The organism is Nocardia vinacea, assembly GCF_035920345.1.
GTDB classification, from domain to species: domain Bacteria; phylum Actinomycetota; class Actinomycetes; order Mycobacteriales; family Mycobacteriaceae; genus Nocardia; species Nocardia vinacea_A.
This window is the reverse complement of sequence record NZ_CP109149.1, coordinates 2,422,923-2,442,920: the sequence shown is the minus strand read 5'-3', so window position 1 is coordinate 2,442,920 and position 19,998 is coordinate 2,422,923. Positions and strand designations below refer to the sequence as shown.

The 19,998-nt window shown below is 66.9% G+C and carries 18 protein-coding genes; 12 read left to right on the top strand and 6 right to left on the bottom strand.

What is annotated here, in order from left to right; translation table 11 throughout:
* The first annotated feature begins 106 nt into the window (after positions 1-106).
* Together sigJ and OIE68_RS11560 are read left to right on the top strand one after the other, a co-directional pair.
* Complete coding sequence (gene sigJ, locus OIE68_RS11565; RefSeq protein ID WP_327099379.1) at positions 107-1,051, top strand: RNA polymerase sigma factor SigJ; 945 nt, start codon at positions 107-109, stop codon at positions 1,049-1,051.
* A gap of 81 nt (positions 1,052-1,132) precedes the next feature.
* On the top strand, positions 1,133-2,311 hold the full coding sequence (locus tag OIE68_RS11560) for an NAD(P)/FAD-dependent oxidoreductase (protein ID WP_327099378.1): 1,179 nt from the start codon (positions 1,133-1,135) through the stop codon (positions 2,309-2,311).
* 196 nt (positions 2,312-2,507) lie between these two features.
* Here the strand turns inward: OIE68_RS11560 and rox are convergent, their stop codons facing one another.
* Positions 2,508-3,935: a rifampin monooxygenase gene (rox, locus tag OIE68_RS11555; RefSeq protein ID WP_327099377.1), complete on the bottom strand. Its 1,428-nt coding sequence runs from the start codon at positions 3,933-3,935 to the stop codon at positions 2,508-2,510.
* Between the two features lie 309 nt (positions 3,936-4,244).
* On the opposite strand from rox, the gene OIE68_RS11550 reads away from it, so the two are divergent.
* The gene (locus tag OIE68_RS11550; protein WP_327099376.1) at positions 4,245-4,829 is read left to right on the top strand and encodes a cupin domain-containing protein; all 585 of its coding nucleotides are present in this window, start codon (positions 4,245-4,247) and stop codon (positions 4,827-4,829) included.
* Between the two features lie 159 nt (positions 4,830-4,988).
* On the opposite strand, the gene OIE68_RS11545 is transcribed toward OIE68_RS11550, so the two are convergent.
* A complete protein-coding gene (locus tag OIE68_RS11545) occupies positions 4,989-6,503 on the bottom strand; it encodes a carboxylesterase/lipase family protein (protein WP_327099375.1) in 1,515 nt (504 codons plus the stop codon).
* A 676-nt stretch (positions 6,504-7,179) separates the two neighbouring features.
* On the opposite strand from OIE68_RS11545, the gene OIE68_RS11540 reads away from it, so the two are divergent.
* The gene (locus OIE68_RS11540) at positions 7,180-8,130 is read left to right on the top strand and encodes a hypothetical protein (protein ID WP_327099374.1); all 951 of its coding nucleotides are present in this window, start codon (positions 7,180-7,182) and stop codon (positions 8,128-8,130) included.
* Between the two features lie 275 nt (positions 8,131-8,405).
* Here the strand turns inward: OIE68_RS11540 and OIE68_RS11535 are convergent, their stop codons facing one another.
* On the bottom strand, positions 8,406-8,903 hold the full coding sequence (locus OIE68_RS11535) for a pyridoxamine 5'-phosphate oxidase family protein (protein WP_327099373.1): 498 nt from the start codon (positions 8,901-8,903) through the stop codon (positions 8,406-8,408).
* 410 nt (positions 8,904-9,313) lie between these two features.
* Here OIE68_RS11535 and OIE68_RS11530 point away from each other — a divergent pair, with 410 nt between their 5' ends.
* The 7 genes from OIE68_RS11530 (at position 9,314) to OIE68_RS11500 (ending at position 16,036) form a co-directional block, all read left to right on the top strand.
* The gene (locus OIE68_RS11530) at positions 9,314-9,934 is read left to right on the top strand and encodes a maltokinase N-terminal cap-like domain-containing protein (protein ID WP_327099372.1); all 621 of its coding nucleotides are present in this window, start codon (positions 9,314-9,316) and stop codon (positions 9,932-9,934) included.
* The gene (locus OIE68_RS11525) at positions 9,931-10,629 is read left to right on the top strand and encodes a hypothetical protein (protein ID WP_327099371.1); all 699 of its coding nucleotides are present in this window, start codon (positions 9,931-9,933) and stop codon (positions 10,627-10,629) included. The genes OIE68_RS11530 and OIE68_RS11525 overlap by 4 nt, the downstream gene beginning before the upstream one ends.
* A 62-nt stretch (positions 10,630-10,691) precedes the next feature.
* Complete coding sequence (locus tag OIE68_RS11520) at positions 10,692-11,288, top strand: DUF308 domain-containing protein (protein WP_327099370.1); 597 nt, start codon at positions 10,692-10,694, stop codon at positions 11,286-11,288.
* Between the two features lie 70 nt (positions 11,289-11,358).
* On the top strand, positions 11,359-12,777 hold the full coding sequence (locus tag OIE68_RS11515; protein WP_327099369.1) for a S8 family serine peptidase: 1,419 nt from the start codon (positions 11,359-11,361) through the stop codon (positions 12,775-12,777).
* 516 nt (positions 12,778-13,293) lie between these two features.
* Positions 13,294-14,682, top strand: a complete 1,389-nt coding sequence (locus OIE68_RS11510) for a three-helix bundle dimerization domain-containing protein (RefSeq protein ID WP_327099368.1) — start codon at positions 13,294-13,296, stop codon at positions 14,680-14,682.
* 375 nt (positions 14,683-15,057) lie between these two features.
* Positions 15,058-15,750 (top strand): hypothetical protein, encoded by a 693-nt coding sequence (locus OIE68_RS11505; protein ID WP_327099367.1) that lies wholly within the window; start codon positions 15,058-15,060, stop codon positions 15,748-15,750.
* Positions 15,751-15,895: 145 nt separating this feature from the next.
* Entirely contained in the window at positions 15,896-16,036 is a 141-nt protein-coding gene (locus OIE68_RS11500; RefSeq protein ID WP_327099366.1) for a hypothetical protein, read from the top strand.
* A gap of 27 nt (positions 16,037-16,063) precedes the next feature.
* On the opposite strand, the gene OIE68_RS11495 is transcribed toward OIE68_RS11500, so the two are convergent.
* Both OIE68_RS11495 and OIE68_RS11490 read right to left on the bottom strand, forming a co-directional pair.
* Positions 16,064-16,903: an alpha/beta hydrolase gene (locus OIE68_RS11495; protein WP_327099365.1), complete on the bottom strand. Its 840-nt coding sequence runs from the start codon at positions 16,901-16,903 to the stop codon at positions 16,064-16,066.
* Complete coding sequence (locus OIE68_RS11490) at positions 16,900-17,490, bottom strand: TetR/AcrR family transcriptional regulator (RefSeq protein ID WP_327099364.1); 591 nt, start codon at positions 17,488-17,490, stop codon at positions 16,900-16,902. Before OIE68_RS11490 ends, OIE68_RS11495 begins: the two co-directional genes overlap by 4 nt.
* 148 nt (positions 17,491-17,638) lie before the next feature.
* On the opposite strand from OIE68_RS11490, the gene OIE68_RS11485 reads away from it, so the two are divergent.
* A complete protein-coding gene (locus tag OIE68_RS11485) occupies positions 17,639-18,469 on the top strand; it encodes an alpha/beta hydrolase (protein WP_327099363.1) in 831 nt (276 codons plus the stop codon).
* Positions 18,470-18,545: 76 nt separating this feature from the next.
* Here OIE68_RS11485 and OIE68_RS11480 read toward each other — a convergent pair whose 3' ends face one another.
* Positions 18,546-19,955, bottom strand: coding sequence for a PLP-dependent aminotransferase family protein (locus OIE68_RS11480; RefSeq protein ID WP_327099362.1), 1,410 nt, complete (start codon positions 19,953-19,955; stop codon positions 18,546-18,548).
* Positions 19,956-19,998: the final 43 nt, after the last annotated feature.

The following is a 19,998-nucleotide window of genomic DNA, read 5'->3' as shown; positions in this document are numbered from 1 at the left end:
CGTCCCACCATTCCCTATCTGCGCAAGTGTTTCCTGACGGGCCCGGAAAACCGGCCGACCACGGGACGAGTGGACGCGGCCCGCGCACATGCCCGACGATGGTCGGATGTCGCTCGGTACGCATGAGGTCGATCTGTTCGAGAGCACCAGGGGCCGTTTGGAGGCGATCGCCTACCGGCTGCTGGGGTCGGCCGGTGATGCCGAGGACGCGGTGCAGGAGACGTTTCTGCGCTGGCAGGCCGCCGACCGCGACTATGTCGAGACGCCCGAGGCGTGGCTGACCAAGGTGCTCACCAATCTGTGCCTCAACCAGCTCACCTCGGCGCGGGCCAGGAGGGAGACGTATGTGGGCCAGTGGTTGCCCGAACCCGTATTCGCCGGGGACCGGATGCTCGGCCCGGCCGATACCGTCGAGCAGCGTGAATCGGTGTCGATCGCGATGCTCACGCTGATGGAGCGGCTCTCGGCCAAGGAGCGCGTGGTGTACGTGCTGCGCGAGGCATTCGGGTACGCGCACAACGAGATTGCCGAGATGCTCGATATCACCGAGTCGAATTGCCAGCAGATCTACCGGCGCGCCAAGCAGCATCTGGCCACCGACCGGGTTCGCGTGGAGGTCGACGAGGCCGCGGCTCACAGGATCGTCGAGGAGTTCCTCGCCGCGGCGGTCAGCGGCCGGACCGAGACGCTGATCAGCCTGCTGACCGATGACGCCATCAGCATCGGCGACGGCGGCGCCTTCATCGCGACCCTCACCAGGCCGCTCATCGGCGCGCTGCGCGTCGCGCGGTTCCTGCGTCTGGCCATCAAGCCGACCGACGGCAAACGGAACAAGCTGGGCGGCAGGCCCGCCATGTTCGCCGCGATCGCCAACGGCGGGCCCGCGCTGGTGATGGTGGTCGATGACCGGGTCGTCGGCATCGTGTCGCTCGAGGTGACCTCCGACGGCATCGCGGCTATCCACGGCCAGGCCAACCCCGAAAAACTCGAACGGGCCACCCGCCGGTGGGCGACTTCCGAACACGGAGCACCCCTGCTCGAATCCTGGTGACCCACATCACAGTCCACTCCTGTCAGCATTCGTGCCGCTGTCCGGTTCAGGAAGCGAACCCACCGAGACAGGAGTAAGACCATGAAGCACCGCATCGTCGTCCTCGGAGCCGGATACGCCGGAGCCATCACCGCCGGACGCCTCGCCAAGCGGCTGCATCGCGACGACGTCGAGATCACCCTGGTCAATGCCGACCCCGAATTCGTCGAACGGGTGCGCATGCACCAGCTCGCCAGCGGGCAAGATCTGCCCGCTCGCCCGCTGCGCGACGTCTTCGCGGGCACCGGCGTGCAGGTCCGGATCGCGCGGGTCACCGCGGTCGATGTGGACCGTAAGACCGTCGACCTGACCGGGGAGAACATCGGCTATGACACCCTCGTGTACGCCCTCGGCAGCACCATCGCGGACTACGGCGTCCCCGGTGTCGCCGAGCACGCCTACAACGTGGCCGGCAAGCAGGCGGCGCTGCGGCTGCGGGCACGCCTGAACGAGTTGCGGCCGGGCGAGACCGCGCTGATCGTGGGTGGTGGTCTGACCAGCATCGAAGTGGCCGCCGAAATCGCCGAGGCACGCCCGGACCTCGAGGTCGCGATCGCCGCGCGCGGCGGCGTCGGCGACTGGCTCGACGAGAAGGCCCAGCGCTATCTGCGCGGCGCTTTCGAGCGGTTCGGCATCACCGTCCACGAGCACGCCGACGTCACGCAGGTCACCGCGAATGGTGTGGTCACGCGTTCGGGCCAGCACATCCCGGCCCAAATGACCGTGTGGACAGCGGGTTTCACCGTGCACCCGATCGCGGCCGCGACCACCCTGGCGGTGTCCGACTCCGGGCGAATCGTTGTCGACGCCACGCTGCGCTCGGTCTCGCATCCGGATGTGTACGCCGTCGGCGACGCCGCGCACGCCGAAGGAGTCGGCGGCAAACCACTGCGGATGGGCTGCGCCACCGCAACCCCGATGGCATGGCAGGGCGCCGACGCCATTGCCGCGCGCTTGACCGGCCGCAAGGTTCCCGATGCCCCGATCGGCTACGCCAGCCAGTGCATCAGCCTCGGCCGCCGCGACGGCATCGTCCAGAAGGTGACTGCCGACGATCAGCCCACGTCCAAGGTGGCCATGGGCCGGATGGGCGCTCGCATCAAGGAGCTCATCTGCGCGTCCGCGGCCTGGAGCATCTCCCACCCGACCATGATGCTGCCCAGCCGTCGCCGCCACCTCGTGGCAATCGGCGACGTGGAGCCCCAGTTCGTCACCCGGTGACGCGGCAATCTGAACGCAGTCCGAGCCCGAAGTCACCGGTCCGCATGACCACGGACCGGTGGCTTCGGTTGGCGGAGTGAATATTGGTGCGGCAGAGCTTCATTCGTGTGACAGCCGAGCGTCTGCGGCTGGTGCACTAGCATCCGAGCCGGCGTGGGCCGAGGGCAATGAAGCCTCCCGGGCCGCAACTGTTCGCTCAGCTGACGGCGGCGCCGAACCACTTCGGCAGCACGCCGATCAGATCCTGCTGATCGTCACCGACCCACGCCACATGCCCGTCCGGCCGCAGCAGCACCGCGGGCACCTCCAGTTCCTCGCTGACATCGACGACATGGTCGACCCGATCAGCCCAGCCCGCCACCGAGAGCCGGCCGGTCTGGTCGAGCAGCAGCCCGCGGCCGCCGTGCATCAGGCTGTAGAGGCGCCCGCGCTTCAGTCCGACGTCCCGCAGCCGCCGGCCGAGCAGCTCATGCCCCTCGCCGACGTCGTAGCGGATCCCGATCGCCGTGATCTTCTCGATCAGGTACCGAGTCACCTCTTCGAAGTCCATCAGTTCGGACATCAGTCGGCGCGCCGCCTGGGGACCCGGTTCGAGGGACGTCAGCTCGACCTGCGCGCGGGTGTTGTCCAGCACGTCGGCGGCCACCGGGTGCCGTTCGGTCTGGTAGCTGTCCAGCAACCCCTCCGGTGCCCAGCCGTCGACCTCGGCGGCCAGCTTCCAGCCGAGGTTGAACGCGTCCTGGATGCCGAGGTTGAGCCCCTGCCCGCCCATCGGCGGGTGGATGTGCGCCGCGTCGCCGGCCAGCAGCACGCGACCGACCCGGTACCGCTCGGCCAGCCGGGTGGCGTCGCCGAATCGGGAGAGCCAGCGCGGCGAGTGCACGCCGAAGTCGGTGCCGGCGACCTCCCGGATCTGTTGCTTCAGCTCGTCCAGGGTCGGCGGGACCGTGTGGTTCTCGGCCACTCCGGCGGCGGGGGCGACGGCGCGGTAGACCCCGTCGCCGATGGGCCCGACGCCGAAGCCCTTGTGGGTCTCGCGGGCTTCGGCCACCACCGCCGCCACCGTCTCCGGCGACGCGGTCAACTCCACCTCACCCAGCAGCCACTCTTTCCTGGCGGGCTCGCCGGGGAAACTCACACCGAGCAGCTTGCGCACCGTGCTGCGGCCGCCGTCGCACCCGACGAGGTAGCGAGAGCGCAGTCGGGTGCCATCGGCTAGCTCGACGGCCACGCCGTCCTCGTCCTGGCTCAGCCCGACCAGTTCGCAGCCGCGCCGGATCTCTGCGCCGACCTCTGCGGCGCGCTCGGTCAGCAGGCGGTCGGTGGTGGTCTGCGGGATGCCGAGGGTGTACGGATGCGCGGTGTCCAACCGGTCCGGCGCGGGCTTGATGATGCCGGCGAAGAAACCACCGAGCGGGTACTGCTGGCCGAGCGCGAGGAACCGCTCCAGCAGTCCGCGCTGGTCCATCACCTCGACGCTGCGCGCGTGCAGGCCCATCGAGCGCTCAATCCTGGTTGGCTCCGCGTCCTTCTCCAGCACGACCACGTGCACGCCGTGCAACCGCAACTCACCGGCCAGCATCACGCCGGTCGGTCCGCCGCCGACAACGATCACATCAATCATGGAACCCCTCTTTCGACAAAGTTGCTTGTGGGCCAGCAGCTTCGCCCCGTCCCGCCACCAGCGGTTCGACATCCCGCGAGACCCACCCGCACCGCCTTGATTTCCGCAAGTACTGGCTTCGGCTGGAGATTCTGCAGCACGACCGGGGCCTTGCCGCAAGACCCAGGGTGCGATATATGTTGAAAGGGATAGGGAGTGAGTAGCCTCCTCGCGAAGCCAACCGCTGGCCATACGATCGTCCATTAGATCGACAGCGTTGGTTTCGCCCCCGGTGCTCGCACCGTGTGGCACCGCCATCCCCTCGGCCAAGTGCTCATCGTCACCGAAGACGCCGGTCTGGTCCAACGTCGCGGCGGACCCGTCGAAACCGTACGCACCGGCGACACCGTGCACATCGCCCCCGGCGAATGGCATTGGCACGGAGCCACATCCACCACCGCCATGACCCATCTGGCCATCGAGGAACTATCCGATGACGGTACCGAGCCCGAAGCCGGTGCCCCGGTCACCGACGCGGAGTACGCCGCTGCGGAGGCCGTCGATGCCCCGCCGATCATCCGCTCGACCAACCACTGCCCGCGCTGCACACCTTGGGTCGAGGTCCGGCGCATCACCATCGCCCCCAACCATGCTGCTGGGTTGCACGTCCACAATGGCCCGGTATTCGGCAGCGTCGAATCCGGCTCGGTGATCTACCAGATCGACGGCCGACCGGAGTCCGTACTCGGGCCAGGGGATGTGTTCTACGAACCGGAAGGCGTTCGGATCGCCCGCTTCGACGCCGAGGGCGAAGGCGTGACATTCCTCGGCTCGATGCCGACCAGACTCCCGAGATCGAATTCCCTGAGAACTAGCCGCATCGAATACCGCCCTCGCGCGCGGAGGTGCTGGTGAACGCGTAGACCATTCCTCCCGTTCCGGGCGCCACACCTTCCGCGATGCTGTGTCGACCCGAATCGGTTTGCACCCAGCATGTTCGAGGGTTTCGGCCCTCTGACTTGTCATATCGGATTCCGGGCGGTTCGCGCTGGCCGCCGAGTGACATGACACCTGTTATTCGGTATGAAGCAGGTCGAGGGTGTCGAACCGGTGCGTGGACCAGATGCGGCGCGAGCGTTCCTCAGGGTAGGGCTGGGTGGTCGGCTCGGTGTCGTAGACGCGGGTGGATCGGGTGTGCGGATCGTAGGGCGCCCACCCCGGATCGCCTGTGGTCGCGAAGGTTACCCAGTCGGTGCGCATACGGTGTGAGACGTGCGTGATCTCGTTCGCGGCGTTCGGGTGCGCGCAGCGGTGGGCGCGAACCTCGTCGGGGCTGAGGGTGCCGAAGATTAGCAGGAAGTCCAGGGCGTGCGAGGCGCCCTGTTCGGAGTTGAAGCTCCAGGCCAGTTCCCAGAGCCACACGGGTCCGCCGCCGGCGTGCGCGGCGTCGGCGAGGTGCAGGCTGGGCATCCGAAACAGCCAGTCGGAGTTGAGAACTTCGAATCGTTGGCCGGGTGTGGCGTCCGGATAGGCGGTGCGATAGAGCCCGTTGCCATCTGTGCTGGGCCTGAGGTGGTCGAATGCTGCGGTTATGCGCGCATCGGTCGGCTCGCCGCCGGGCCGTGATGTGTACAGCCGGTATTCGTCACGGGTGTGCCCTATGAGCAGGTCGATGTCGCGTGCCGCGCCGCGGGCGAGCGCACGCCATGGCGCCTCCGGGAGCAGGGTGCCGTCGATGACAGGTGAGAACGGTGTGGGTGTGAGCGCCATGGGTCCCCACGATTCGACGAATTCCGGCATCTTCTGGATCACCACGTCCGTCGCGTCGGTCAGTGCGCGTGGCGTGATACGGGCCAGCTCACCGATGGTGGCCCGCACGCCGAGTTGCGCGGCGATCGTCGTCGAGATCGCGGTGGCGAGCCTTTCGGAGAAGTAGGTGCCCGGCATGCTCTGACTTATCGCACGGCGAAACAACCCGGCCGCCATCGGCATAACAAGCAGAGCAGCGATGCACGCTCCACCGGCGGACTGGCCGAAGACGGTGACGTTGTCCGGATCGCCGCCGAATGCGGCGATATTTTCCTGGACCCACCGCAGTGCCGCGATCTGGTCGAGAATGCCGCGGTTGTCCGGGACACCGACGATGCGGGCGAAGCCGTCCACGCCGACGCGATAGTTCATGCTGACCACCACCACACCGGCCCCGGCGAGCCTCGCACCATCGCAATGCGGGTTGGCGGAGTAGTTCTCCAGGTATGTGCCGCCCTGGATCCACACCATCACCGGCAGTCTCACGGCACCGAGGTCGGGTGACCACACATTGAGGGTCAAACAGTCTTCGGAACCGTCACTGGTGCGCCCGGACACCGACGACATCACCGAACCGGCATTGCTCGCTTGGGGAACAGGCGGGCCGAACTCCAGTGCGTCGCGCACGCCATCCCAGCGCTGTGCTGGGACCGGGGCTCCGAACCGGCGTGCACCGATCGGTGGCTCTGCGTAGCGGATGCCCCGGAAGACGGCGACTGCGTTCTCCCACCTGCCACGCACAACTCCTGCAGCCGTGCGGATTTCAGGTTCGATATTCACTCGGCGTACTCACTTTTCTCGATAGGTCATCTGCTGCGTGGCCATCAACTCGTCGACGGCCCTGCCGCCGCACCGTCGCTCAACCGCACATTGGCCACGTACGCGGCCTCGAACCGGTCGGTCTGCGCGATCGGCATTGGATCCCATTGTCTCTCAACAGTATTCAGCAGGGGTGCGGCCTCTACGGCTCGAGCTATCGGCATGCTGCCTTCCGATAGATCAAATGAGAATCCGATTCGACGCACGAGAACTGACACTTGTCCGCCAAGTGGGCGGGGGTACCCAGTTTTTCGCCGGTTCCGTTGGTGATTCGTTTCGTGAGTACAAACCAAACGAAAACGGAACTCTTGCAGGCGGATCGCAAGGGTCGAGAGAGGTCTGACCCCCGATAATGTTCACTTATCGGCGGTCAGATCCGTAGGTTGGCGGTTCGAAGGACTTGGGGCGACACGGATTTCGTTTCGTGTCAATACGTTGGATTCGACGAAACCAACGCTACGATTCTACGGTGTCCAACGTTTGCAACTACCCCGGATGTGCTCGACCGATTACGCGCGGCGGCGGGCCGGGGCGGCCCTCGGAATACTGTGATCACCCGGAGCACACCCGGTGGCGCGCTTGGCGAGAACGGCAACGGCAGCAACAGGAGTCACAGGCACCGGCAGCTGCCGTCACTGTGACGCAACAGGGTCCGGTGACGGTGGCTCGGTTGCGCGCGGATGAGCTGCTCACGCAATTCCGTGGACTGGCCGATCAATTGGGGAACACGCTGAATGCGGCGGTGGCCGAGCTGTCCACCCTTGCCGATCCGGCGGTCGCCGAGGCGCAGGTTCAGGCCGTGCAGGCGGATGCGGCACGGCGCATCGCCGAGGCTGAGGTCGCCACGGTGGCCGCGGATCAGGCGCGACGCGAAGCGGAGGATGCGCGCGCGGCCGCGGAATCGGCCGCCGACGATGCGGCCGGCGCGGCCGAACACGCGGAATCACTGGTGGCCGAAGCGGATACGGCGCGGTCGGATGCGTTGCGTGAGGTCGTACGGGTCACCAAACAGGCCGCCGACGATGTCTTCGCGGCACGTAGCGAGGCCGATGCCGAAATCCGCACCATCCGCCACGAAGCGGCCGACGATGTGGAGCGCGCGCGGCAGCAGGCCACCGAGGATGTGGAACTGGCGCGACGGAAGGCGACGACGGAAATCGAACAAATCCGCCGCGAGTCCGCCCAACAGATCACCGCGGCCGGGGCCGAACGCGATCTTGCGGTGCAGCGCGCCGCTGATGCCGAACGTGCCATCGAACGCGCCGAACAGGCCGTGGCCGAACGCAATCAGGCAGTCACGGAGGCGCGCGAGGAGCTGAACCGACTGCGCGAGGAACTGGATCGCACGCGCAGTGAACTCGTCGAGGTGCGCCGCGCGGCAAGTGCAGAGGTCGCTGCGGTGCGCGCCGAATCGGCGGCCGCACTCGAGCATGCAAGACGCGAAGCCGCCGAACGGTTGGCCACGCTGGACGACGCCCGCGCCCAAACCTTGGCCCGCGCCGAACGCGCCGAACGCCAGCTCGACCAAATGGTCGCCGAATCCCGCCAGAGCCGAACCGGATCGGCGTCCGACAGCGCTCCCGGATAGGGGCAATCAAGCGGGCACCCGTTGTCAGGACCGGATACCCCTTGTCCGGGTGCTGATTCGGATCGACAGGTGTTCGGGTTCACCTCTCATACGCCCCGCTCAACTGCGCAGCTGCGCGTTGAGCCGTGTGGCCTGTCGCGTGAGGTGGTCGCGTTCGTATTTGGCCATCGTGTTCTCCTTGGTACGGTACGGCCCATTCTGGCCGTGTTCATTTCGGGGACGGAGCGGCGGGCGGATTCTCGACATCCACCGCGAAATTTTCTGGCGGACTTCGCTCAGGCGAGTTGACGCTCGTCCCGCTGCCGGACCAGCTCCTCGACCGCGCTCGGCAGAGTCGTCTCGAAGTCGATCAGCTTCGCCCACGTCGGGGTCACGACGATCCGGACCATGCCGTCGTAGAGCGAACGCACTTCCGCCTCCCAGTGAACCCGTTGCTCGGGTGTCATCTCGTAGGTGCCGTTCATCTGGAGATACTCGTCCGGGATGCCATCGACGACGTCCAGCTCGGCCCGACCTCGGACGAGCAAGATCTTGGGCGGGTGCACCTCGGTGTCGATCGTCATGGCAACCATCGGGTTCTTGCGCAGGGCCGGGAGCTTCGGGGCGTTCTTCGTGGTGCACATGACGATCTCCGAGCCATTCCAGGTGAATGCGATCGGGACATTGCGGGGTGTGCCGTCCTTGGCGACGTAGGCCAAGCGGGTCAGGTCGCGAGCCAACAGTTCTCGGCTGATCGGTCGGTTCAGAACTTCGGTGATCTCGTTCGGTTGCATGGTTATTCCTCTCATTCGTTCGATCATGCTGGTTCTTCTCTGTCGCGCAGCACATCGTGGCCGCTGATGTCCCTAGGACGGAGTCGGCGCCACATTCCCGACACTCGCAACCGCGCTGAGTTCAGGGATCTGCATCTGGCCGTCACCGCTCTGGGGGCGCCCTGGCTGCTGAACGACCACCCGCGCGCTCGCCGGTCGCTATCGGACGCGCTCCGGACTTGGCCGCTGCCTCCCGGAGGGTGTCGCGGACGGATCCTTGTCGCCTTTGCCATTCCGTGGTCGCGCGTTGGAGCGGAGTTTCGCTGGGCTGTCGCGTTGGTGCCGCGTCGCGTACCAACTCCAAGCCGCATGAAATCTCCACTCGCCGTTGAAGGATAGGGTGCCCCATGGCTGTTATTCACCGTACGACCATGTCGCCCAGCAAGCTCGAACTGCTTACCGCCTGGTTGCCGACTCGGCCGTGGTATCGAGACGGCGGGCGTGCGCCGGAGCTGAGCAAGGCCGGGGGTTTCCGGCTCGACGATCCGGCGGGTGCGGTCGGCATCGAATTCGTGCTCGTGAACGACAGCGCTGGACCGGAACCGATCACCTACCACGTGCCGCTCACTTATCGCGACGCACCGCTCGACGGTGCCGGTGACGCTCTCGTCGGCACCTCGATGCACGGTGTGCTCGGACAGCGCTGGATCTGCGACGCGACCCGGGATCCGGTGGCGATCGCTCAGATCGTCGCGCTGCTGGCCGGGCGGGCGCAGCCGCAAGCGCAGAACATGAGTGACACACCGGATCCCTCCGTTGTCTCGGTCGGCGAGTTCCCCGCCACTGCAACGGAATTCCGCTCCGCTCTCGATACACCGAACCACACCGTCATCGCCGTGGGCAGTGATCGAAGCGTTCGGGTCGAGCGGGTCCTGCGTCCCGAGCCCGCCACACCGGCTTCCGACCGGATGGATGCCGTCCGAGTAACCGTGCCATGGCAGATCGGCAATGGTTCCTCCGTGCGCGGTGTGGTCCTGGCGATCGGCGCATGACCGCACCTGAGCAGCGGTGGTGGTCCTGGACGGCAATCCGTCCGCGGCTACTTCTCGCATTCGGGCTGCTCGCGCTCGCGACCACCGCCATCGGAGTCGTGGACGCGACGCGGACAGCGGGCGAGCGGGTGGCCTACGAGCGCGAAGACCATGCTCTGAACCCCGCCCGCGTCACCGATGCCGTCGTCCGCGGGGGAGTGACGCGGGCGGCGACCTACCGGCTCGAGGTCGACACCGGCATCGAGCGGCACCTCGACTTCCCCTCCGACAACACGATCCTCGCCGGAGCGACACCCGGATCAGCTGTCGAACTGGAGATTTGGCGCGATGAAGTCGTCGCGGTGCGCTGGAACGACATCCGCGCCGAAACCGTCGACGCGCCGTCGGCGGATTTCGGCACTGCGATCGGTGCGTCGCTCATCGGGTTCGGCTGTGCGCTGCTCGGCATCGGCGGTTGGCTCGTCGAGCGGAACCGTCGAGCGTGGCGGCCGATGGTCGAAGCTGCGCTGGTCGCGGCGCTCTGCGAGGGATTCGTGATGATCGTCGCGGGCTGGCTGCTGCTGCGAGACCCGTTGCGCGAGAACCTGCTTGCCCGACACGTGCCGCTGACGCTCGCGGCTGGGACGGTGCTCGCCTGCGGTGTCGGGGCACTCGTGCACAGGCGCAATTCACCGCGACACGCTCAGCCGACGTAGAAATCTCGCGACTCGAAAGCAAACATCCGGTTATCCGTGCCCTGGGCCCATACTATGGAGCTATGCCCGAAAACGAGAGTGCGGGTCTTGGGGGTTCGCTTGCCGACGGGGTGCGGCCGGCGGTATTGGTCGCGGGTATCGGCTCGGTGGTTCTCGGAGTGCTGATAGCCGTGTGGCCGGACAAGACCGAGCGGATGGCGGAGTTGTTGTTCGGCCTATACCTACTATTGAGCGGTGCGATGCAGCTGATCATCGCGATAGGCGCGCGGTTCGGGGCGGCACTACGAATGTTTGTATTCTTCAGCGGTGTCGCCTCTTTGGCATTGGCCGTGATGGCGTTGCACAGCGCGGATTCGATCCTGCTGCTCGCGGTGTGGATCGGCCTCGGCTGGGCCGTGCGCGGGATCGTGCAGGCGACCGTGTCGGTCTGGGCCGACGAGTTGCCCGAGGGTGGCTGGCAAGAGATATTCGGGCTGCTGACCATGATGGTGGGATTCATCATGATCGCCCTGCCGTTCGATTCGCTGGACGTACTCGGCGTGGCGGCAGGTGGCTGCGCGATCGTGATCGGCATGCTGGAGATTCTCACGGTCGCGCGCGGACGCGGTGCGGTCGACCCGGTCGCGGCGGCCAGGCGCATTCCGGCAGCGCCGAACTGAGCTGCCGCACATCCGAGTTGGCGTCGGATCGCCCTGGCGCGATGATCATGGGACGGGTTAACTGTCGGTCATGGCACGCACCGATAGTGGTTCGGAACTGATCGTCGTCACCCACGGTGCCCGAGCGGGTATCGATCCCCGTGCGGTGCGCGAGAGTCTCGCGGCACAATCGCGGCTGGTCGAGTTGCTGCCGGAAGGCGGTGCGCCGGTGCGCATCTTCGGGCCGCCCAATCGCCTGCCACAGCGGATCGCGGGCACCGCTCGAGAGGATGTGGGCGCGGAATACCTCAACTACTTCGCCGTGCTCGGGGTCGGCGATGAACTCGAGGCGGTCGCGGACCGACTGCGCGCCGATGACGCGGTCGAGGCAGCCTACGTCAAACCGCCCGCGGAACCGCCGATCGCGCCACCGGTCGTGCTGGCCGATATCGCGGCTCGCCGGCTGGCAGACGCGCCGCCCGTCACGCCGAATTTCGAAACCCGACAGGGTTATCTGGACGCCGCGCCACAAGGTGTGAACGCACGCTGGGCCTGGACCCGACCCGGCGGTCGCGGCGCGGGCGTGCGCATCGTCGACGTGGAGGGCGCGTGGCGGTTCACCCACGAAGACCTGCTGGCGAACCAGGGCGGTGTGATCGGCGGTGCCCCGTCGGCGGATGCGGGCTGGCGCAATCACGGCACCGCGGTGGCCGGGGAGATCAGCGGTGATGTGAACACTTTCGGCGTCACCGGCATTGCCGCCGATGCCGCCATCCGCGCGGTTTCGGTATTCGACGCGGGCTCCGCGGCAGCTATCCGCTCCGCGGCCGACGCACTGAGCGCGGGTGACATCATCCTGCTCGAGTTGCACCGGCCCGGACCCCGCAACAACTTCCAGAACCGAGAGGACCAGGCCGGATACATCGCGATCGAATGGTGGCCCGACGACTGGGCGGCCATCCGATACGCGATCGGACGTGGCGTCATCGTGGTGGGCGCGGCGGGCAACGGTTCGGAAGACCTCGACAGCGCCCTGTACGACACCCGACCCACCGATTTCCCGACCTCATGGCGCAACCCGTTCCGCGGCGGTGCCGCCGACTCCGGCGCCATCCTGGTCGGCGCGGGCGCCCCGCCACCCGGATTCCACGGCCGCGACCACGGACCCGCACGCTCGCGACTCGCCTTCTCCAACTACGGATCCCGCGTCGATGCCCAGGGCTGGGGGCTCGAAGTCACCACCACCGGATACGGCGACCTGCAGGGCGGCGCCGACGAAGACTACTGGTACACAGACACTTTCAGTGGAACCTCCAGCGCATCCCCGATCGTCGTCGGCTCCATCGCCAGCTACCAAGGCTTGGCCGCCGCAGCCGCCGGCCGCAAGACACCGTCCGAGGTACGGGCTCGACTCCGCGCAACCGGTTCGCCCCAAGTCGACGCCCCGGGCCGACCCACGACCCAGCGGATCGGCAACCTGCCCGACATCCAGTCCATGATCGCACCGTGAACCCGCGGCCGCGTCAGGTTGACGCGCAGTAAGTATCGTCCGGTACCCGCCGCGCGCTGACCGGCTGAGCTCGCGCACACCTTCCCGGCCTCGCGCATAAGGACGCACCGCGCGACACACAGTGCCTTCCGCGCGAAGGGGTGCGCGAAGGTGTTGCGGAACGACTTGTCGGTTCGCGGCGGCGCGCGAGTGGGGTGGAAACTTGCGGACAACGCTGGGTAGCGAAAGGTGAATGGCGCGTTGAACTTTCAACGCGAGTTCGAGACCGGTGCTGGGGCGACCCGGACCATCGACGAGCTGGCGGTCGGGCCGCCCTTCCTGCCCTGACCTGGGTAGACGCTTCGGATAGCGGTCACGTCGGATGTGCACGGGCACAGTCGAAATGGGATTCACCCGCCAGCAATGGGGGGTTTCGCCGGTGCAATGCCGACCGAAAATTTCGGTAGGGTTCGGCGGCGCGGGCAGGGGCTGGGTGCTGTCGCGACCGGAGATCGATGTGACGCCGAGGAGACTGTGGTGGGTGTCGTTACTGTCCGCGAAGAGCAGGCAATTCAGCGGTTGACCGACCGCTTGGTCGACGACTACCCGGTCGATCGGGTCCAGAGCGTGGTGGGCACGGCGCGGCAGCGATTCGAAGGCCATCCGGTGCGAGAATTCGTCCCGATTCTGATCGAGCGGATCGCGCGCCGGGAACTGGAGTCATCGACAAAAGAGGCCGAGTCCGAAAGCGTTGCCGCGCAACCGAACCCGCTTCAGCAGCCCGATCCGGCGCGGGGGATGAGCCGAATCGTGGCGTCCGGCGGCAAGCTGGTCGCCGACAAGCGGCTCATGGCACTCGCGGCGGCGGTTGTGGTCGTCGTCATCGCACTGGTGGCCGCGTTGGCCGTGCGGCAGCCCGACCAGCCCGCTCCGGCCAGCGCGACAGCAGCGCTGACCACGGTGCACGGTGTCGTCGGCTCGGAGAAGATGGCGTTCTTCGAAGACCTGCGCGTCGTGGAAGCCTTGGCCCGCAAGGGGGTCAAGGCGGAGGTCGATCCGGCCGGGTCGCGGCAGATCGCGACCTCCATCGATCTCGGGAAGTACGACTTCGCGTTTCCGTCGAGTGCGCCTGCGGCGGAACGGATTCAGCGTGTGCGCAATATCAGCACGAAGTACACGCCGTTCTCCTCGCCCATGGCGATCGCGACCTTCCAGCCCATCGCCGATCTGCTGACCGCGGCGGGCGTAGTGCGTCCGGGGCCGGTCCCGACCTTCGATATGGCCCGGTACCTCGAACTCGTGCGCAACGATGTCGAATGGGACAAACTCCGCGACAACACGGTCTACCCGGTGCACAAGAACATCCTGGTCTCCACGACGGACCCGCGTACCTCCAACTCCGCCGCCATGTACCTGGCCATCGCCAGCCACGTCGCCAATGACAACACCATCGTGCAGGGCCCGGCCGCCGAGCAGGCCGTGCTGCCCACGGTGTCGCGGCTGTTCGTGCGCCAGGGCTACACCGAGAACTCCACCGACGGCCCGTTCCGCGAGTACCTTGCGGCGGGTATGGGCCCGACACCCATGGTCTGGATCTACGAGGCCCAGTTCGTCGAGGCGACCGTCCGCGGCCAGATCAAACCCGGCATGATGCTGACCTACCCGTCCCCGACCGTGGTCTCCCAGCACACCCTGGTGCCCCTCACCACGCCCGGCGATCGCATCGGCCGCCTGCTGACCACCGACCCGGACCTGCAGCGCCTCGCCGCCGAACACGGTTTCCGCGCCAGCGACCCCAGCCAATTCGCCAAGGTCACCGCCGACACCCACGTCCCGGTGCCCGGCGACGTGATCGATGTGATCGACACGCCCACGATCGACACCCTCGAACACCTGATCGACAGCGTCACCAAGTCGTACAACTGACGTCGCAGCCGCGGCACCGGGCCTATCCGCAGACCCACGGCCGCCGATTGCCCCGCTGCTGAGCTGGTATTGCGGTGCCTTTTTGCCAGGGCATCTACCGGCGACCCATATGTCCAGGTCATGACCGATTGCCGAGGCGGCGCGATCGGAGGATCGTGGAGCAAAAGCGGGCATATCGGATCGGGGAGGCCGAGTAGCGGGGGTCGGGGATTCGAGTAGCCGGACACTCGTGGCACGGGGATGTACTCGGGCCAGGCTAGGGGAGGGGAAGAAGAAAGGAGCGTCCTCATGAGCGGGATGTTCACCAGGACGGCGAGATATACGGCCAGGTATGCGGGTCCATATAGGTCGGCGCCAACGGTCGGGACACACGGGATGGTGGTCTTCGGGACCGGCACCGACTGTTATTTCTCGCATCGGCCGATGTTCTTCTCGCCGTTCGACTTTCAGGTGCTGCTCGATATCGGGTTGGACGAGCGCGGCAGTCGGGCGCTCGGCGCCGATCGACGCACCGGATTTCGCGGCGGCCACGCCTTCGAACCGGCGGACCTCGCGCTCACCGACCTGGATCCGCGCGCGGATCATCCGCGAACCGTATTTCGGGGCAACCTGATTCGCGGCCATCTGGAGCGCGGCGGCATCGTGATCGCACGTGACGTCGTGGCCACCGTGCGCAACATCGTGTCCTTCACACAGCTCGATCCGCATCCCCTGCGCAGTGCGGAACTGCTGACCCATCTGTGCTTCGGCCGGGAGGGCAAAATGTACGTTACGCACCGGATCAGGCGGCGGCCGAGCTTCGATCAAATCGTCTCGGCCCGGCTCATCCCCGGCACCGTTACCGACCTGCTCGGCGCCCCGCTGTCCGTCGATGTCACCGAGTTGGTGTTCGACCAGGCGCAGCCGATCATCCTGGGGCAGCGAGATTTCGCCGGCCAGCGATTGCGGGTCGGCGAGATCGCGGTGGCGGCGTTCCATGCGACCGATAACGCGGGCGGCCAGCAGGGCTTCCTCGTCGACATCGCCGTAGAGCGGCAGCTCTATTTGGAGGTCGCCGACCTGGTGTGATGTCAATACGCCGGAGGTAGCTGATCGAGACGGATCCGAGCGGGGTGTGAATCGGCCGGTGGGAGGACGACCGCTCGCGGTGCGGCCGTTACCTTCGGATCATGTCCGAATCGGTCCTGTCCGCAACCGCATTCCGGCGCTCGGCATGTTTCTGATCGGAATGGCAGCCGGTAAGCGCAAGCTGTTCACCGAACGGGAACCATTGCGTCGCTGGGCCCCTCGGGTGTTCATCGGTGGGTCGGCGGTCGGACTGCCGGTATCGGCGGTGACGTTCAGCCTCGTTTGAAACACCGGCGTGCCGCGGATGTGTGGGTCAGCGATCAGCAGTGACCGTCAGCGCCTCCAAGAGAGCACGAGCGAATTCGGCCGGAGCTTCCCGCACGCCACTGTGCCCACCCGGGAACTCGACCAGCGGTCGGTCCAACTCGGCCGCGAGGGTTTCCGCGGTCCGATAAGGCAGTTGGCCACGGGTTTCCCGGCCCGCGGCCAGCACCAGGCGGTCCACGACAGCGGTGAGTGCGGCCGTATCGGGACGGTAATCGGTGACCGCGCGCAGTTCATGAGCGAACATCAGCGACGCGTTGCCCATGAGGCGGCCGAGCATTTCGGCGGTGCGGGCGGGGACCTCGGCCGCATTGGGCAGCGGCTTCGAGGTGACGCCGACAGCCTGCATGAAGCGCCCGCCCGCGACGGCGGGCCCCTCGGCACGGGCGAGTTCGACCACCTCCTCGACCATCGCCCGGTGCACGTCCGCATCGGGCAGGACCGCGAAGCACGGCGGTTCGTGGGCGACGACCAGGCGCAGCCGTTCCGGATGGCGGGCAAGTAGGTCGAGCGCGACGACGGCGCCACCGCTGACGCCGGCGACGTAGGCGAATTCGCCTACGGGCGTGAGGTGTTCGAGCAGACGGTGCGCGTCGTCGCTGAATACATTCATCCGCTGGTTCACGGGTTCGGGAGCGTCCAGGGCGCTGCGCGAGTACCCGCGTGGGTCGGCGGCGACGACGGTGAAGTGCTCGGCGAGAGCATCGGCGATCGGGTCGAAAATCCCGGCGTCGCCGCCACTGCCCGGCAGCAGGAGCAGCACCGGGCCGCTACCGCGCACCTCGAAATACAGGGTGGCGCCGGATACTGCGAGGGTTTCGGATCTCACTGCAATTTCGCTTTCTCGTCGGTCGGCCAATGAGTGAGGGTGATGTGCAGGGCGTCGATAATGCGGTCCCAGGAAGCGGCGGTCGAGCGGGCGTGGCCGAAACCACCGCTCGCCTCCAGGTTGGAATAACCGTGAAAAGTGCTGCGCAACAGGCGAACCGCGTCGGTGATATCGGGTTCGTCGAGGCCGTAGGCACGCAGCATCCCGTAGGTCAGGTCGATGGCGCGCCACCCGCCGGACCAATCGGCGGCGACGGCGGGGTCCATCGGCATCTGGGTGGCGGCATAGCGGCCGGGATGTTCCAGGGCGTAACGGCGCCACTCGTCGGCAAATGCCGCGAGCGCATCCCGTCCGGCGCGCCCGGCCACCGCCGCGGCAATACGGTCGGTCTTCTCGTCGCTTGCCAGCATGGCCACCCGGTTGCGCAGGTCCTCGAGGTTCTTGATGTGCGAGTAGAGGCTCGCGTCCTTGACGCCGAACTTCCTGGCCAGCGCGGCGACGGTGATGTTGTCGAAGCCGACCTCATCGGCGAGTTCCGCCGCCGCCAGTGTGATCCGCTCGGCGGTCAACCCGGCGCGTGGCGACATTGCGCCTCCTTTCCTGAGCTAGGGTACCTAGTTTATAACCTAATAGCCCTAGGTTTTACAAGTGGTTCGTGGCGGACCGATTAATTCGTGCAGCCAGGCCGGTCAACACTCTCGGCAGATCCATGACTACTTGTTCGAGGAGATCTTGATGATCCCGACTTCGACCGCCACGACGCACAGCCTGGACGTGCCCGGGGCGCGACTGCACTACGAGGTGCGCGGCACCGGACCATTGGTCGTATTGGTCGGCGCACCGATGGATGCGGCGGCCTTCGCGCCGCTGGCGGAACTACTCGCCACCGACCGCACCGTGCTCACCACCGACCCGCGCGGCCATCAGGGCAGCGTGCTCGACGATCCGGAGCAGGACTCGACACCACAGCTGCGCGCCGACGACCTGGCCTGCCTCATCACTCATCTCGGCATCGGCCCCGCGGTGGTATTCGGCTCCAGCGGCGGCGCTGTGAGTGCATTGGCACTGGCCCAATCCCAGCCGGACCTGGTCACCACCGTGATCGCCCACGAACCGCCGCTGGGTGAACTCCTGGACGATCGCGACCAGGTGCGCGCCGGAACCGAAGACGTGATCGCCACCTACCGCAGCGGGGATGTGCTCGGCGCATGGCGCAAGTTCATGGCCAACGCGAACATCATGATGCCCGAACCGGTGCTACAGCAGGTGTTCGGCGGTGAACGCGCCCCGCGCCAAATGGCCAGCGAACGCTACTGGTTCGATCACGAGCTGCGCGGCACCATCACGTGGGAGCCGAATATCGCTGTGCTGCAATCGACTCCGGCCCGAATCGTAATCGGCATCGGCTCCGAATCGACCGGCCAGCATTGCGACCGCACGTCGCGGGCACTCGGCGAAGCCATCGGGGTGACTCCGACCATATTCCCCGGCGGACACACCGGATTCGTCGAGGACCCAATCGGTTTCGCCGTCCGGTTGCGTGCGGTACTCGGAGGTGCTGCTTAGAACGACCGCACCGCATCTCTCACGCATAGTGATGTTTCCACGCCGAGACCGTGTCTCACGTCTCGGGCCGGGCATGCTAAACAGCCAGTGTCGGTGATGCCGGGGCGGGCTGGGGAGGAGGTTCGTAGGTCCGCCATGCCTCAGCTAAGCGGCGTGTGGCCTCGCGCAGGCTGTCGGGATCGGCGACAAAGCTGATTCGGACGTAATCGATGCTGCCGCCAGAGGCGTCGAGACCGGCGCCGGGCAGGATCGCCACGCCGTGTCGCAGGGCGCGCTGGGCGAACGAGGTGCCATCCCCGCGGGATAGCCGGATCCACAGTGTCTGGCCGCCGGACACCGGGGGGACCTCCCATTCCGGCAGGCGCTCGCTCAGCTCGGTCACCAGAACGTCGTGGCTTTCCTTGCGCTGCTGCGTGATTCGCTCGCGCAACCGATCGAGGTCACGAAGCAGCCAGGCGGCGGCCAACTGCGCTGGGATGTTGCCGCCGAGATCGTGCACGGCGCGCAGCCGGGCCAACCGGGCGATGACCGGGATCGGTGCACGCACCCAGCCGACACGCAGTCCGCCCCAGACGACCTTGCTGAGCGAACCGATGGATATCACGGACTCGTCCAGGGCTGCCAGCGGCGGCGGTGGTGGATCGGTGCCCGGAAATCCGAGATCGGTCAGCACCTCGTCGTCGATCAGCTGCACCCCGGCCGTTCTCGCCGACTCGACCAGTCTCCGCCGGGCCAGCGCGGGAAGCACCGCACCCGTGGGATTCTGGTAGGTCGCCACGACGTACGCGAGCGCCGCCGGGGTCACCGCGCCGAGACCCACCGGACCTGTCTGCGGTATCGCCGCGACCTCCCGAAACGCCTCCAGCGCACCGGGATACGTCGGCGCCTCCACCAGTATCCGGTCGCCGGACCGGAGCAGTGCGCGGGCGAGCAACGACAGCGCCTGCTGCCCGCCACCGGTGACGAGAATCTGTTCCGGATCGGTCGGTACGCCACGTGCCCGGTATCGATCGGCGATCGCGTTGCGCAACCGCGGATGTCCGGTCGGCCGATAACCTATATCGCCCTCGACCGCAGCGAGTTCGGGCACGATGTGCCGATACGCCTGGGCCACCTCGGGCGGCGGTGTCGCAGGGGCGGCACAGGCGAGCGCGATGACATCGGCGTCCGGTTCGAGCAGTTGCAGGAAGGCCGGAGAATGGGTGGTATCGCGCGCCGGAACTGCTGCGGGTCCCGCGACCCGGGTGCCGCTACCCTGCCGCCGCACCACCCGGCCCTCCACACTGAGCAGGTCATAGGCGGCCACGACCGTACTGCGCCCTACCGCAAGTACTTTCGCGAGCGCGCGGTCGGGCGGCAACGGCATTCCCGGCCGCAGTTCACCGTCATCGATCAGCGTCCGCAATCGCCCGGCCAACAGCAAATAGAGCGGCCCGCGGTCGGCGGACCAGCGGCCGAGCCGGTCGGCAAGTTCAATTGGCTCCATACGCAAACCAATTCTGCCCGATTGGCTCTAGGTGCGCGACCCT

What these genes read in the sequence shown, in the direction of transcription:
- sigJ (WP_327099379.1), top strand. Translation starts at nt 107, where the DNA reads ATGTCGCTCGGTACGCATGAGGTCGATCTGTTCGAGAGCACCAGGGGC.
- OIE68_RS11560 (WP_327099378.1), top strand. Translation starts at nt 1,133, where the DNA reads ATGAAGCACCGCATCGTCGTCCTCGGAGCCGGATACGCCGGAGCCATC.
- rox (WP_327099377.1), bottom strand. Translation starts at nt 3,935, where the DNA reads ATGATTGATGTGATCGTTGTCGGCGGCGGACCGACCGGCGTGATGCTG.
- OIE68_RS11535 (WP_327099373.1), bottom strand. Translation starts at nt 8,903, where the DNA reads ATGCAACCGAACGAGATCACCGAAGTTCTGAACCGACCGATCAGCCGA.
- OIE68_RS11530 (WP_327099372.1), top strand. Translation starts at nt 9,314, where the DNA reads ATGTCGCCCAGCAAGCTCGAACTGCTTACCGCCTGGTTGCCGACTCGG.
- OIE68_RS11525 (WP_327099371.1), top strand. Translation starts at nt 9,931, where the DNA reads ATGACCGCACCTGAGCAGCGGTGGTGGTCCTGGACGGCAATCCGTCCG.
- OIE68_RS11520 (WP_327099370.1), top strand. Translation starts at nt 10,692, where the DNA reads ATGCCCGAAAACGAGAGTGCGGGTCTTGGGGGTTCGCTTGCCGACGGG.
- OIE68_RS11515 (WP_327099369.1), top strand. Translation starts at nt 11,359, where the DNA reads ATGGCACGCACCGATAGTGGTTCGGAACTGATCGTCGTCACCCACGGT.
- OIE68_RS11505 (WP_327099367.1), top strand. Translation starts at nt 15,058, where the DNA reads ATGGTGGTCTTCGGGACCGGCACCGACTGTTATTTCTCGCATCGGCCG.
- OIE68_RS11500 (WP_327099366.1), top strand. Translation starts at nt 15,896, where the DNA reads ATGTTTCTGATCGGAATGGCAGCCGGTAAGCGCAAGCTGTTCACCGAA.
- OIE68_RS11490 (WP_327099364.1), bottom strand. Translation starts at nt 17,490, where the DNA reads ATGTCGCCACGCGCCGGGTTGACCGCCGAGCGGATCACACTGGCGGCG.
- OIE68_RS11485 (WP_327099363.1), top strand. Translation starts at nt 17,639, where the DNA reads ATGATCCCGACTTCGACCGCCACGACGCACAGCCTGGACGTGCCCGGG.
- OIE68_RS11480 (WP_327099362.1), bottom strand. Translation starts at nt 19,955, where the DNA reads ATGGAGCCAATTGAACTTGCCGACCGGCTCGGCCGCTGGTCCGCCGAC.